This window comes from Micromonospora sp. NPDC049203 (assembly GCF_043197215.1).
GTDB lineage: Bacteria > Actinomycetota > Actinomycetes > Mycobacteriales > Micromonosporaceae > Micromonospora.
Genome location: NZ_JBICSV010000004.1, coordinates 529313 through 542338, shown reverse-complemented (window position 1 = coordinate 542338; position 13026 = coordinate 529313). Strand labels below are relative to the sequence as shown.

Here is a 13026-nt window from a genome sequence, read left to right as displayed (position 1 = left end):
GGTACTCCTGTCGTCATGGCGGCCCGCCGGGGGAAGGGCGGCCCGCCAGTGGAAACCTCTGAAATTTCTTGCTGACCGGCGCCGAGATGCTGCGCCGCTGCTCTCGCATGTTGCGGGGACGTTAGCAAGAGGTTGCAGAGAATGGAAGGGCTTGCAGAAGTGTACGCAAGACTTTGCCGTTGGGCTAAAGTGCCGCACATGCGCGCTCGACTATCCGACATCGCCCAACAGGCTGAAGTCAGCGAGGCCACGGTGTCGCGGGTGCTCAACGACCGCCCCGGTGTGGCCCCCGAGACCCGGCAGGCCGTCCTGACCGCCCTCGATGTGCTCGGCTACGAGCGACCGGCCCGGCTGCGCAAGCGCAGCGCCGGACTTGTCGGCCTGGTCGTGCCGGAGCTGGACAACCCGATCTTCCCGGCGTTCGCCCAGATCATCGAGTCCGCGCTCGCCCCCACCGGCTACACACCGGTGCTCTGCACGCAGACACCGGGCGGCGTCCGCGAGGACGAGTACGTGGAGATGCTGCTGGACCGGCAGGTCTCCGGCATCGTCTTCGTCTCCGGCCTGCACGCCGACACCGCGGCGGACCACGACCGCTACCGCACGCTGCTGGCCCGGCCGCTGCCGATCGTCATGATCAACGGGTACGCGCCGGGGATCCCCGCGCCGTTCGTCTCCTGCGACGACAGGGAGTCCGCCGAACTGGCGGTCGCCCACCTGGTCGCGCTCGGGCACCGCCGGATCGGCCTGATCACCGGCCCGGACCGGTTCGTGCCGGTGCAGCGCAAGGTCGCCGGCTACAAGGCCGCGATGGGGCGCCTGACCGACATCACCTCCGACGAGCTGTCCGAGCTGACCGAGCTGTCGCTGTTCGGCGTCGAGGGTGGCGAGGCCGCCGCCGGCCGGCTCATCGAGCGTGGCGTGACCGGACTCGTCTGCGGCTCGGACCTGATGGCGCTCGGCGCGATCCGGGCCGCCCGCCAGCGCGGGCTGTCGGTGCCCGGCGACATCTCCGTGGTCGGGTACGACGACTCCCCGCTCATGGCCTTCACCGACCCGCCGCTGACCACGGTGCGCCAGCCGGTCGCCGCCATGGCGGTCGCCGCGGTCCGCGCCCTGGTCGACGAGATCAACGGTCACCCCTCCCCCAACTCCGAATACCTGTTCCGCCCCGAGCTGGTGGTGCGCGGCTCGACAGCGGTGGCCAAGCCCGCGAGCCCGCCGGCCCGCCAGCGCCCCGCCACCCCTTCCCCCTCCCTTCCCATCCCCGCCTGACACCCCTCTCCTCTCCCCTCCCCGCCGCCGCACCCCCCTCCTGCGGTTGATCAAGGAGTTCGTGGCCGAGTCGATCTCCATCCCGGGCACAAACCCCTTGATCACCCCTCGGAGCGGAAGAGCCGAGAGCGGGGCGCGAGAGGTGGGGCGTCTCGGGATGCGGGAGACGGGGCGGCGGGCGGTGGCGCCAGCCCGTGGGTGATGGCCGTCATTTCTTGCGCAAGGAATGCTTGACTCTTGCAGGGCCGTGGCGGCATTCTGCTCTGACACCCTGCGCCGCACCAGAAGCCGCCACAGAACGGGATCGACAGCGATGACCTCCGCCCCCAGCGCCACCCCACGCACCGCCGACGACGACTGGTGGCGGTCCGCTGTCGTCTACCAGGTGTACGTCCGCAGCTTCGCTGACGCGAACTCCGACGGTGTGGGTGATCTCCAGGGCATCCGGCAGCGCCTGCCGTACCTGCGCGACCTCGGCGTGGACGCGCTCTGGCTGACGCCGTTCTACACCTCGCCGCAGGTCGACGCCGGCTACGACGTGGCCGACTACCGCGACGTCGACCCGCTGTTCGGCAACCTGACCGACTTCGACGAGATGATCACCGACGCCCACGCGCTCGGTCTGCGGATCATCGTCGACATGGTGCCGAACCACACCTCGAGCGCGCACCCGTGGTTCACCGCCGCGCTCGCCGCCGGACCGGGTTCGCCGGAGCGCGAGCGCTACCTGTTCGCCGACGGCAAGGGCGAGCAGGGCGAGCTGCCGCCGAACGACTGGGAGAGCATCTTCGGCGGCCCGGCCTGGACGCGCGTGGTCGACGGCCAGTGGTACCTGCACCTGTTCGACCCGGCGCAGCCGGACCTGAACTGGCGCCACCCGGAGGTGCGGGCCGAGTTCGAGGACGTGCTCCGCTTCTGGCTGGACCGGGGCGTGGACGGCTTCCGGATCGACGTGGCCCACGGGATGATCAAGGCCGAGGGCCTGCCGGACGTCGGCTTCAACTCGATGACCACCGGCCAGCGCCAGTCCGAGCTGCTGGGCAAGGGCCGACTGCCGTACTTCGACCAGGACGAGGTGCACGACATCTACCGCGCCTGGCGCCCGATCCTGGACAGCTACCCGGGCGGCCGGATGGCGGTCGCCGAGGCGTGGGCCGAGACCCCGCAGCGGCTGGCCCGCTACATCGGCCCGGACGAGCTGCACCAGGCGTTCAGCTTCGACTTCCTCGACGCCACCTGGTCGGCCGACTCGTTCCGCAAGGTGATCGACACCGCGCTGGCCGAGGCGACGATCGTCGGCGCGCCCACCACCTGGGTGCTCTCCAACCACGACCGGCAGCGGCACGTCACCCGGTACGGCGACGGCGAGGTCGGCCTGCGCCGTGCCCGCGCCGCCGCGCTGCTGATGTTCGCGCTGCCCGGCTGCGCGTACGTCTACCAGGGCGAGGAGCTGGGCCTGCCGGAGGTGCTGGACCTCCCCGACGAGCTGCGGCAGGACCCGGCGTTCCGGCGTACCGGGGAGAGCCGGGACGGCTGCCGGGTACCCATCCCGTGGGGCGGCGACCTGCCCCCGTACGGCTTCGGGCCCGACGGCAGCGAGCTGAGCTGGCTGCCGGCGCCGGCGACCTGGCGGTCGCTGTCGGTGGCCGCCCAGACCGGGGTGCCCGGCTCGACGCTGGAGCTGTACCGGACCGCGCTGCGCACCCGGCACGAGCACCCGGCGCTGGCCGGCCTGGACGGGATCACCTGGCTGGAGACCGAGCCCGGCGTACTGGCGTTCCGCCGCGCCGCCGGGGACGCCGAGGTGACCTGTGTGGTCAACATCAGCGGCGCCGACGTGACGGTGAGCGGCCACGGCCGCCCGCTGGTCGCGAGCGCCGAGCTCACCGAGCGGGGCGACGGGCACGTCCTGCCGGTGGACGCGGCCGCGTGGTTCGAACGGCGTCCAGCCGGGTAACCCGCCATCGACCTGGCCGTCCGTTGTGCCCCGCGCCGACGGGCGGCTGGGCTGCCGACCCCTTGTGGTGGGGGGTGAGGTGGCCCCGGCCCCTCGGGAGTCCGCTCCCGGGGGGCCGGTGTCCGTCCCGAGGGCCCGGGGTACCACCGGGGGATGACCGCACACGTCGCGCAGTACACCCTCGACGTCAGCGACCTGGACCTGATGGCCCGGTTCTGGTCGGCCGCCCTCGGCTACACCGTCTCCCAGGGCGACGACGGCAACGCGAAGCTCTACCCGCCGCCCGGCCGGCCCGGCCCGACCGTCTGGTTGCAGGGCAGCGGCACCCCGAAACGCGGCAAGAACCGGCTCCACCTGGACCTGGTCGCCGACGAGGGGCAGACGGCGGAGGTCAAGCGACTGATCGGGCTCGGCGCCCGGCTCGCCGACGTCGGGCAGACCGGCGCGGAGGGGTTCGTGGTGCTCGTCGACCCGGAGGACAACGAGTTCTGCGTGCTCGACGGGCCGCCGCGCTGAGCGTCCTCAGCCGCCCTTGGCGGTGAGCAGCGCGGCGATCCGGGCGAACCCGGCCCGGATCTCCTCCCGGTCGGGTGCCTTCGCCGGCTCGGGCTCCGGCTCGCGCTCGGCGGCCCGTTCCAGTTCCTCGTCGATGACGTCCTCGAAGTCGCCGTACAGGTCGGCCTGGTCGATCTCGGCCGCCTCGTCCTCGGCGGCGATCTGCGCGGCGGCGATCTCGCCCCGGATCTCCTCCGGCGTGAGCGCGGGCAGCAGCGGCTCCACCACCGCCATCAGCTGCTCCTCGGCCACCACCGCCTCGGCCAGCGCCAGCGCGTGCGCCCGCTCGTACGGGCCGCAGACCACCGGCTCCCACTCGTCGTCGGCGCCGAGCGGACCGAACGTGATGATCCACGGCAGGCCGAGCATCGGCGAGTCGTCCGGCAGGTCGAGTGTCACGAGTGCGCCCACCGGCCCATCATCGTCGGCCGGGATCCGCCCCGGGGAACGCATCGGCGGAGACTCCCCGCTCAGGGGACCACGCTCAGCCACGTGTACCGGCGTCCAGCGCCGCACGGACCAGGGCGACCGCCCGCTCCGGCGGGACGCCCAGGCGGCGCGCCTCGGCGGCGTACCCGGCGGCGGCCTGCTGCAACCGGTCGACGGCGTCGTCCCGCCCCGGCGCGACCACCGTGCCGTGCCGGCCGCGCGTCTGGACCAGCCCGGCGGCCTCCAGCTCCCGGTAGGCCCGGGCCACCGTGTTCACCGCCAGCCCCAGGTCCGCCGCGAGCTGCCGCACCGCCGGCAGCCGGGTGCCCACCGGCAGCCGCCCGTCGCCGATCCGCGCCGCGAACTGCGCCCGCACCTGCTCGTACGGCGGCACCGCCGACTCGGCGTCGATCCGGATCCGTGCGCTCATCCCGCCCCTCCCGGCGTGCCCGGTTCGGTCTCCTCGTCGAGCACGTCCGCCTCCACGTCCACCTCCCGGGCACCGCCCTCGGCCAGGTCCACCACCCGGCCGTACGGGCTGGTGGCGGCGAGCGCCGCGCCGAAGAGCACCAGCTGGTTGAGCAGGTAGAGGTAGAGCAGCAGGCCCACTGCGGTGGCGACCACGGTGTACGCGGGGTTCCGTTCGGTGCGTACCACGTAGTAGCGCCCCACTGTGTTCAGCAGGGTGATCCCGACGGCGATGGTCAGGATCGCCGGGCGCAGCCGGCGGCGGCTCATCCGCAGCCGGGGCACGGCGAGCAGCAGCGCGGCGGCGAGCACGGCGTTGACGAGCACGCTCAGCACCGCGCTGATCGTGGTCAGGCCCACCGAGCCGGTGCTGCGCAGCAGGAAGCGCAGCAGCGACTCCAGCGCGTCCACCGCGGCGACCGAGACGAACAGCAGCACGAAGACCGCGACCAGCACGCCCAGGTCGACGAGGCGGCGCACCACCAGGTTGCCGGGCTGCTGGTTGAAGCCGTACATCAGCCGCTGCGAGGAGCGGATCGCCTCCACCCAGCCGATGCCGGTGAAGACCAGGATGACCAGGCCGACCACGCCCACCGTGCCGCTGCTCTCGGCGATCTGGGCCGGGTCGAGAAACGGCAGGTTCTCCTCCAGGAAGTGCGCCGCGCCGCGGCTGACCTCCTCGTTGTCCCGCAGCACCGCGCCGAAGACCCAGTAAGCGACGAGCGCGAGCGCGAACACGGCGAAGAAGCCGTAGTACGCGATGGCGGCGGCGAGCCGCCCGGCGAGCAGGTCGGCGTAGAGCGTCCCGGCCCGCCAGACGTGGTCGAAGGCCGACGACCGGCCCCGGGCCGCGTCGATGCGGCGCCCCACCGCCGCCTCGATCCGGCCGAAGACGTTCACCCCGTCATCCTCGCCGATCTCCGCCCGTGGTGGAGGGGCCCCGGCCGGTCGGATGTTCAGCTCCGGCCGCCGAGCCGGAAGTCGCGGCGGGGCTGCCACCGGGTCGCGCCGCTGTGCGAGAACAGCGTGAACGCCTCCACCTGGAACAACGCGGAGAAGTCGGCCAGGTCCTCGTACGCCTTGTCGAGCACCTCGGCCGGCACGTCCTGCGCCACCGTGACGTGCGGGTGGTACGGGAAGCGCAGCTCGCGCCGCAGTTCGGGGGCCGAGTTGATGGCGGCGGCGAGCAGTTCGCACTCGCTGATCCCGGCCGCCACCGCCACGAAGACCACCTGGGTGACCGGGCGGAACGTGCCGGTGCCGCGCAGGTGCAGCGTGAACGGCAGGTGCGTGGCGGCGACCCCGGCCAGGTGCTCCTCGACGGCGGGCAGCGCGCGTACCGGGATCTCGGTGGGCCCGAGGAGGGTGACGTGCGCGGGTACGGCGAGTGGATCGCCGGCCTCGACCCGGCGGCGGGTGAGCATCCCGCCCCAGGGCTCGGGGACGTCGACAGCGATCCCGATCTGGATCGTGTCCGCGCCGCCCGGCGCCGTGTCACTGCCCGCCACGTCGCGTGCCATCCCTCCGGCCACCGGCTGCGTCACCCGTCTCCGCCCCTCCGGGCCGTTACTCGAACCGCACCGGCGGGAAGAAACCGACCCGCTCGTACGCGTCCCGCAGCGTCCCGGCGGCCACCGACCGGGCCTTCTCCGCGCCCCGCGCCAGCAGCTTGTCGAGCTGGGCCGGGTCGTTCAGGTAGGCGTTCGTGCGTTCCTGGATCGGCGTGACGAACTCCCGCACCACCTCGGCGAGGTCCTTCTTCAGGTCGCCGTAGCCCTTGCCGTCGTACGCGGCGACCAGGTCGTCGATGGAGCGGCCGGACAGCGCGGAGTAGATGGTGAGCAGGTTGGTGATCCCCGGCTTGCCCTCGGCGTCGAAGACGATCTCACGGCCGGTGTCGGTGACCGCCGAGCGGATCTTCTTGGCCGAGCGGGCCGGATCCTCCAGCAGGTCGATGATGCCGGCCGGGGAGGACGACGACTTCGACATCTTGGCCGTCGGGTCCTGCAGGTCGGTGATCTTTGCGGTGTCCTTCACGATGTGCGGGGCGGGCACCGTGAAGGTGCTGCCGAACAGCGAGTTGAACCGCTGCGCCAGGTCGCGGGAGAGTTCCAGGTGCTGCCGCTGGTCCTCGCCGACCGGCACCGCGTTCGCCTGGTAGAGCAGGATGTCGGCTGCCTGGAGGATCGGGTACGTGAACAGGCCGACGCTGGCCCGCTCGCTGCCCTGCTTCTGCGACTTGTCCTTGAACTGGGTCATCCGGCCGGCCTCGCCGAACCCGGTGATGCAGCCCAGCACCCAGGCCAGTTGCGAGTGCTCGGGCACCTGCGACTGCACGAACAGCGTGCTGCGTTCCGGGTCGAGGCCGAGCGCGAACAACTGCGCGGCGGCCACCCGGCTGCGGCGCTTGAGCACCAACGGGTCGTGCCCGGCGGTGATCGCGTGCAGGTCGACCACGCAGTAGTAGGCGTCGTGGCTGTCCTGCAACGCGACCCAGTGCCGCAGCGCGCCCAGGTAGTTGCCGAGGTGGAACGAGTCGGCCGTCGGCTGGATGCCGGAGAAGACGCGCGGGCGGGCGGGTACGTCGGACATGGCGGCAATTCTGTCAGCAAGCCCCGGCGTCCGTCATGACGGGCCGGTGGATCGGGCGGGTACGGACGGAAGCGGGCCGTTGAGCTCGCGGCGGGGCTCGGGCAGCCGCGCGGCGGAGACCGCCAGGCGGGACACCCGCCGGCCGTCGAGGGTGAGCACGCGCAGCAGCCAGCCCGCCGGATCGGCGACCACCGATCCGGTGGCCGGGTCGACAGCCACCGGCACCTCGTCGCCGGCTACCGGCAGCCGGCCCAGGGCGGCCATCACGTACCCGCCCACCGTCTCGTAGGGCCCGGCGGGCAGCGGCACCCCGGTGCGCTCGACGAAGTCGGCCAGGTTGAGCCGGCCGTCGACGACCGCGGGCAGGCCGGCGGGCTCCGGTTCGAGCGGGCCGTGCTCGTCGTCCCGGATCTCCCCGACCAACTCCTCCACGAGGTCCTCGCAGGTGACGATGCCGGCGGTGCCGCCGTACTCGTCGACGACAACGGCCAAGTGGTGGCCCTCCCGGCGCATCTCGGTGAGCGCCGCGAGCACGCGTTTGCTGTCCGGCAGGCGCTTGACCTCCCGGATCAGGTCGCCGACGAGCAGCGACCGGTCCGGTTCCGGCCGCAGCAGCACGTCGTGCAGGCGCACCAGGCCGACCACGTCGTCGTGGGTGCCGTCGACCACCGGGTAGCGGGTGTGCGGGTCGGTCCGGACCAGCCGCTGCGCCTGCGCCAGCGGCAGCGCCGCGCTGAGGAAGACCACCTCGGTGCGGGGCACCATCACCTCGCGGACGAGGCGGGCGCCGGCCACCAGCACCTCGTCGATGATCCGCCGTTCGTCCGGGTCGAGCAGCGTGTTGGCCGCGACCAGGTCACGCAGTTCGGCCTCGCTGATCCGCTCCCGCCCGGCGGTGGGGCTGGCCCCGAGCAGGGCGGTCACCAGGCGGGTCGCGCCGTCGGCGCCGCGCACCACGAGACGCGCCACGGTACGGGCCAGCGGGCCGGGTTCGCGTCGGGGCCGCCCCGACGGTCGCCGCCGGGGCCCGGGACCACCACCCTCCCGCATGAGATGGATGGTAGACAGCGGCCACCGTACGGGTGGCCGAATGTTCGAATCTGTTCAATCGTGAAGGATTATGATGGAATGGAGGCGCGCTCAACATGACAGCCGCGACCCCGCCCCCGGCCGTAGGGTGAGCGCGGGACGGCCGCCGCGGGACGCGGCCCAGGCAGGAGGACCGACGTGAAACTGCTCGTCACCGGCGGCGCCGGCTACATCGGCAGCGTGGTGACCCGGATGCTGCTCGACCACGGACACCGGGTGACCGTGCTGGACGACCTGCGCACCGGTCACCGGGAGGCCCTCGCCCCCGACGCCACCCACGTCGACCTGCCGGTGCACGAGGCCGCCCAGGTGCTCACCCCCGACGCCGGGTTCGACGGCGTGCTGCACTTCGCCGCCCTGATCGCCGCCGGCGAGTCGATGATCCGCCCCGAGCTGTACTGGCACAACAACACGGTCGGCTCGATCGCGCTCATCGACGCGGTCCGCGCCGCCCGGGTGCCCCGGATGGTCTTCTCCTCCACCGCCGCCGTCTACGGCAACCCCACCGAGCTGCCCATCCCGGAGACCGCCGTCAAGGCCCCCACCAGCACCTACGGCGCGACCAAGCTGGCCGTCGACATGGCGCTCACCTCCGAGGCGATCGCGCACGACCTGGCCGCCGTCTCACTGCGCTACTTCAACGTCGCCGGGGCGTACCTGCGCGACGGGCTGGCCATCGGCGAACGGCACGACCCGGAGACGCACCTCATCCCGATCGCGCTCGACGTGGCCGCCGGGCGGCGGGAGAAGCTCCAGCTCTTCGGCGACGACTACCCCACAGTCGACGGCACCTGCGTCCGCGACTACATCCACGTCGAGGACCTGGCCCGCGCCCACCTGCTCGCGCTGGACGCGGCCACCCCGGGCCGGCACCGGATCTACAACCTGGGCAACGGCAACGGCTTCACCAACCGGCAGGTGGTCGACGTGGTCCGCGAGGTCACCGGGCACCCGGTGCCGGTCGAGGTGGCTCCCCGCCGCGAGGGCGACCCGGCCGAGCTGGTCGCGTCCTCGTCGCTCGCCCGCGACGAGCTGGGCTGGACGCCGGCCAAGCCGACCCTGCACGACATGGTCGGCGACGCCTGGGAGTTCTACCGGGCACACGTCGCGGGGCAGCCCTCATGAACGTCGCCGACCGCGCCACGGCCGGCTTCCGGCAGCGGTACGGCGCCGAACCGGCGGGCCGCTGGGCGGCTCCCGGGCGGGTCAACCTGATCGGCGAGCACACCGACTACAACGACGGCTTCGTGCTGCCCTTCGCGCTGCCGCTGCGTACCGTCGTCGCCGCCGCGCCCGCCCCCGACGGCCGCTGGACCGTCTGGTCGGAGCTGGACGAGCGGCCGGTCGAGTTCGACGCGGCGGAGGCCGACGAGCCCGGCCGGGTCGACGGGTGGGCCGCCTACGTGGCCGGGGTGGTGTGGGCGCTGCGCGCCGACGGCCACGACGTGCCGGGCGCGCGGCTCGCCGTCGCCTCCGACGTGCCGGTCGGCTCCGGGCTCTCCTCTTCGGCCGCGATCGAGTCGGCGGTGCTGGCCGCCCTTGTCGACCTCGGCGACCTCGACCTGCCGGCCGAGCGGTGGCCCCGGCTCGCCCAGCGGGCCGAGAACGACTACGTCGGCGCGCCCACCGGGATCATGGACCAGTCCGCCGTGATCCGCGGCCGGGCCGGGCACGCGCTGTTCCTCGACTGCCGCACCGAGGAGATCGAGCAGATCCCGTTCGACCTGGACGACGCCGGGCTGGCCGTGCTGGTGATCGACAGCCGGGCGCCGCACCGGCACGCCGACGGCGAGTACGCCGCGCGGCGCCGCAGCTGCGAGCGGGCCGCCGAGACGCTCGGGGTGACCGCGCTGCGCGACGTCGACGTGGCCGGCCTCGACGCCGCCCTGGCCCGCCTCGACGACGACGAGACCCGCCGCCGGGTCCGGCACGTGGTGACCGAGAACCAGCGGGTGCTCGACACGGTCGCGCTGCTGCGCGCCGGCCGGGTCCGCGACACCGGCCCGCTGCTGACCGCCTCGCACGTCTCCATGCGCGACGACTTCGAGATCACCGTGCCGGAGGTCGACACAGCGGTCGAGGCGGCGCTGTCCGCCGGGGCGTACGGCGCGCGGATGACCGGCGGCGGCTTCGGCGGTTGCGTGCTCGCCCTGGTCGACGCCGGCGCCGCCGAAGCGGTGGCCGCCGCCGTCACCGAGGCGTACGCCGAGCGCGGCTTCACCGCCCCCGGCACGCTGACCGTCCTCCCGGCCGGCGGCGTCACCCGCCTCGGGTGAGGTGTAAGGAAGGGCCCCTTATTAACGCCTGCGGTAGAGGAAGGGCCCCTTGTTAACAGCGCACTGTTAACAAGGGGCCCTTCCTTACAACCCAGGGTCAGCCGGCCTCGACGATCATGCCGGCGCCGACCGTACGGTTCGTCGACTCGTCGATGATCACGAAGCCGCCGGTGGTGCGGTTACGCCGGTACTCGTCGGCCAGCAGCGGAACAGTGGTCCGCAGCCGGACCCGGCCGATCTCGTTGAGCTTCAGCTCACCGGCGGTCTCGTCGCGGTGCAGCGAGTTGATGTCCAGCCGGTAGTGCAGCCCGCGCACGATCGCCCGCGCCGAGCGGGTCGTGTGCTTGATCGCGTACTTGCCGCCGACCTGCAACGGCCGCGTCTCGTCCATCCAGCAGATCATCGCCTCGATGTCCTGCACGGCCATCGGGGCGTTGTTCGGCCGGCAGATCATGTCGCCGCGGGAGATGTCCAGCTCGTCGGTCAGCCGGACCGTCACCGACATCGGCGGGAACGCCTCGTCCACCGGGCCGTCGGCGGTCTCCACCGCCGCGATCCGGCTGGTGAAGCCCGACGGCAGCACCATCACCTCGTCGCCCGGCTTGAGCACGCCCGAGGCCACCTGACCGGCGTACCCCCGGTAGTCGGTGACGGTGGTGGACTGCGGCCGGATCACGTACTGCACCGGGAACCGCACGTCGACCAGGTTGCGGTCCGAGGCGATGTGCACCCGCTCCAGGTGGTGCAGCAGCGACGGGCCCTCGTACCACGGCATGTTCTCCGACCGGGTGACGATGTTGTCGCCCTGCAGCGCGGAGACCGGCACCACAGTCAGGTCCGGCACGTCGAGCTTCGCGGCGAACGCGGTGAACTCGTCCGCGATCCGCTCGTAGACCTCCTGCGACCAGTCCACCAGGTCCATCTTGTTGACGCACAGGACCAGGTGCGGCACCCGCAGCAGCGAGCAGAGGAACGCGTGCCGGCGGGACTGCTCCACCAGGCCCTTGCGCGCGTCCACCAGGATCAGCGCCAGGTCGGCGGTGGAGGCGCCGGTGACCATGTTCCGGGTGTACTGGATGTGCCCCGGGGTGTCGGCGATGATGAACTTCCGGCGCGGCGTGGCGAAGTAGCGGTACGCCACGTCGATCGTGATGCCCTGCTCCCGCTCGGCACGCAGGCCGTCGGTGAGCAGCGCCAGGTTCGTGTACTCGTCGCCCCGGGCCGCGCTGACCGCCTCGACGGCGGCGAGCTGGTCACTGAACAGCGACTTGGTGTCGTAGAGCAGACGGCCGATCAGCGTCGACTTGCCGTCGTCGACGCTGCCCGCGGTGGCGAACCGCAGCAGGTCCATCGGCCGCGCGGTCTCGCTCTCGGCCGGGGCCAGGGTCTCGACGCTCATCAGAAGTAGCCCTCTCGCTTGCGGTCCTCCATGGCGGCCTCGCTGACCCGGTCGTCACCGCGGGTCGCGCCGCGCTCGGTGATCCGCGTGGCGGCCACCTCCTCGATCACCTTCTCCACCGTGTCGGCGTCCGAGCGGACCGCCGCGGTGCAGGAGGCGTCACCCACGGTCCGGTACCGCACCTGGGCCTTGAACGGCTGCTCACCGGCGCGGGCCCGGAAGAACTCGTTCACCGCGTAGAGCATGCCGTCGCGCTCGATCACCTCGCGCTCGTGCGAGTAGTAGATCGACGGCAGCGGGATCCGCTCCCGCGCGATGTAGTGCCAGACGTCCAGCTCGGTCCAGTTCGACAGGGGGAACACCCGGATCGACTCGCCCGGGTGGTGCCGGCCGTTGTAGAGCGCCCACAGCTCCGGACGCTGGTTCTTCGGGTCCCACTGGCCGAACTCGTCGCGGAAGCTGAACACCCGCTCCTTGGCCCGCGCCTTCTCCTCGTCGCGCCGGGCGCCGCCGAACAGCGCGTCGAAGCGGTGCTTCTCCACCGCTTCCAGCAGCACCGGCGTCTGGATCCGGTTGCGCATGCCGTCGGCGGACTCGCGGACCAGGCCCTTGTTCAGCGCCTCCGGCACGCTCGCCACGATGAGCTGCAGGCCCAGCTCGGCCACCCGCTGGTCGCGGTAGTCGAGCACCTCGGGGAAGTTGTGCCCGGTGTCCACGTGCATCACCGGGAAGGGAATGTTGGCGGGCGCGAACGCCTTCTGGGCCAACCGGAGCATCACGATCGAGTCCTTGCCGCCGGAGAACAGCAGCACCGGCCGTTCCATCTCGGCGACGACCTCGCGCATCACGAAGATGCTCTCCGCCTCGAGCGCGTCGAGATGCGACACCTGGTACGCGGCGGGGGACGTCATGACACGAACTCGATTCGCTCGGATCCGTACATCGGATTCCAGACCTTTCAGGTCGGAGTCGTGAGGAAGAACGCT

The 13026-nt window shown here is 72.4% G+C and carries 13 protein-coding genes; 5 read left to right on the top strand and 8 right to left on the bottom strand.

Going from position 1 to position 13026, the window contains the following annotated elements; translation table 11 throughout:
- The first annotated feature begins 198 nt into the window (after positions 1-198).
- From ACGFIA_RS15060 to ACGFIA_RS15050, 3 genes are all read left to right on the top strand, one after another.
- Entirely contained in the window at positions 199-1275 is a 1077-nt protein-coding gene (locus tag ACGFIA_RS15060) for a LacI family DNA-binding transcriptional regulator (protein ID WP_357381441.1), read from the top strand.
- Positions 1276-1588: 313 nt separating this feature from the next.
- Positions 1589-3232, top strand: coding sequence for a glycoside hydrolase family 13 protein (locus tag ACGFIA_RS15055; RefSeq protein ID WP_393260344.1), 1644 nt, complete (start codon positions 1589-1591; stop codon positions 3230-3232).
- Between the two features lie 153 nt (positions 3233-3385).
- A complete protein-coding gene (locus ACGFIA_RS15050; RefSeq protein ID WP_357473059.1) occupies positions 3386-3748 on the top strand; it encodes a VOC family protein in 363 nt (120 codons plus the stop codon).
- A 6-nt stretch (positions 3749-3754) separates the two neighbouring features.
- Here the strand turns inward: ACGFIA_RS15050 and ACGFIA_RS15045 are convergent, their stop codons facing one another.
- From ACGFIA_RS15045 to ACGFIA_RS15020, 6 genes are all read right to left on the bottom strand, one after another.
- Complete coding sequence (locus tag ACGFIA_RS15045; RefSeq protein WP_043326791.1) at positions 3755-4198, bottom strand: hypothetical protein; 444 nt, start codon at positions 4196-4198, stop codon at positions 3755-3757.
- A gap of 73 nt (positions 4199-4271) precedes the next feature.
- Positions 4272-4646 carry a GntR family transcriptional regulator gene (locus ACGFIA_RS15040; protein ID WP_174534838.1) on the bottom strand — a complete coding sequence of 125 codons (375 nt, stop codon included), beginning with the start codon at positions 4644-4646 and terminating at the stop codon, positions 4272-4274.
- Positions 4643-5584, bottom strand: coding sequence for a YhjD/YihY/BrkB family envelope integrity protein (locus ACGFIA_RS15035; RefSeq protein WP_357381431.1), 942 nt, complete (start codon positions 5582-5584; stop codon positions 4643-4645). Before ACGFIA_RS15035 ends, ACGFIA_RS15040 begins: the two co-directional genes overlap by 4 nt.
- A gap of 56 nt (positions 5585-5640) precedes the next feature.
- A complete protein-coding gene (locus ACGFIA_RS15030; protein WP_357473167.1) occupies positions 5641-6204 on the bottom strand; it encodes a 2'-5' RNA ligase family protein in 564 nt (187 codons plus the stop codon).
- 46 nt (positions 6205-6250) lie between these two features.
- The gene (gene trpS / locus ACGFIA_RS15025; RefSeq protein ID WP_357381429.1) at positions 6251-7276 is read right to left on the bottom strand and encodes a tryptophan--tRNA ligase; all 1026 of its coding nucleotides are present in this window, start codon (positions 7274-7276) and stop codon (positions 6251-6253) included.
- Between the two features lie 33 nt (positions 7277-7309).
- Positions 7310-8326, bottom strand: coding sequence for a hemolysin family protein (locus ACGFIA_RS15020; RefSeq protein WP_357381427.1), 1017 nt, complete (start codon positions 8324-8326; stop codon positions 7310-7312).
- Positions 8327-8503: 177 nt separating this feature from the next.
- Between ACGFIA_RS15020 and galE the strand changes: the two genes are divergently transcribed.
- Both galE and galK read left to right on the top strand, forming a co-directional pair.
- Positions 8504-9490 (top strand): UDP-glucose 4-epimerase GalE, encoded by a 987-nt coding sequence (gene galE / locus ACGFIA_RS15015; protein WP_357381425.1) that lies wholly within the window; start codon positions 8504-8506, stop codon positions 9488-9490.
- Complete coding sequence (gene galK / locus ACGFIA_RS15010) at positions 9487-10641, top strand: galactokinase (protein ID WP_357381423.1); 1155 nt, start codon at positions 9487-9489, stop codon at positions 10639-10641. The genes galE and galK overlap by 4 nt, the downstream gene beginning before the upstream one ends.
- Positions 10642-10738: 97 nt before the next feature.
- Here the strand turns inward: galK and ACGFIA_RS15005 are convergent, their stop codons facing one another.
- Both ACGFIA_RS15005 and cysD read right to left on the bottom strand, forming a co-directional pair.
- Positions 10739-12040, bottom strand: a complete 1302-nt coding sequence (locus tag ACGFIA_RS15005) for a sulfate adenylyltransferase subunit 1 (RefSeq protein ID WP_013283961.1) — start codon at positions 12038-12040, stop codon at positions 10739-10741.
- The gene (cysD, locus tag ACGFIA_RS15000) at positions 12040-12951 is read right to left on the bottom strand and encodes a sulfate adenylyltransferase subunit CysD (protein WP_357381420.1); all 912 of its coding nucleotides are present in this window, start codon (positions 12949-12951) and stop codon (positions 12040-12042) included. The genes ACGFIA_RS15005 and cysD overlap by 1 nt, the downstream gene beginning before the upstream one ends.
- Positions 12952-13026 lie beyond the last annotated feature (75 nt).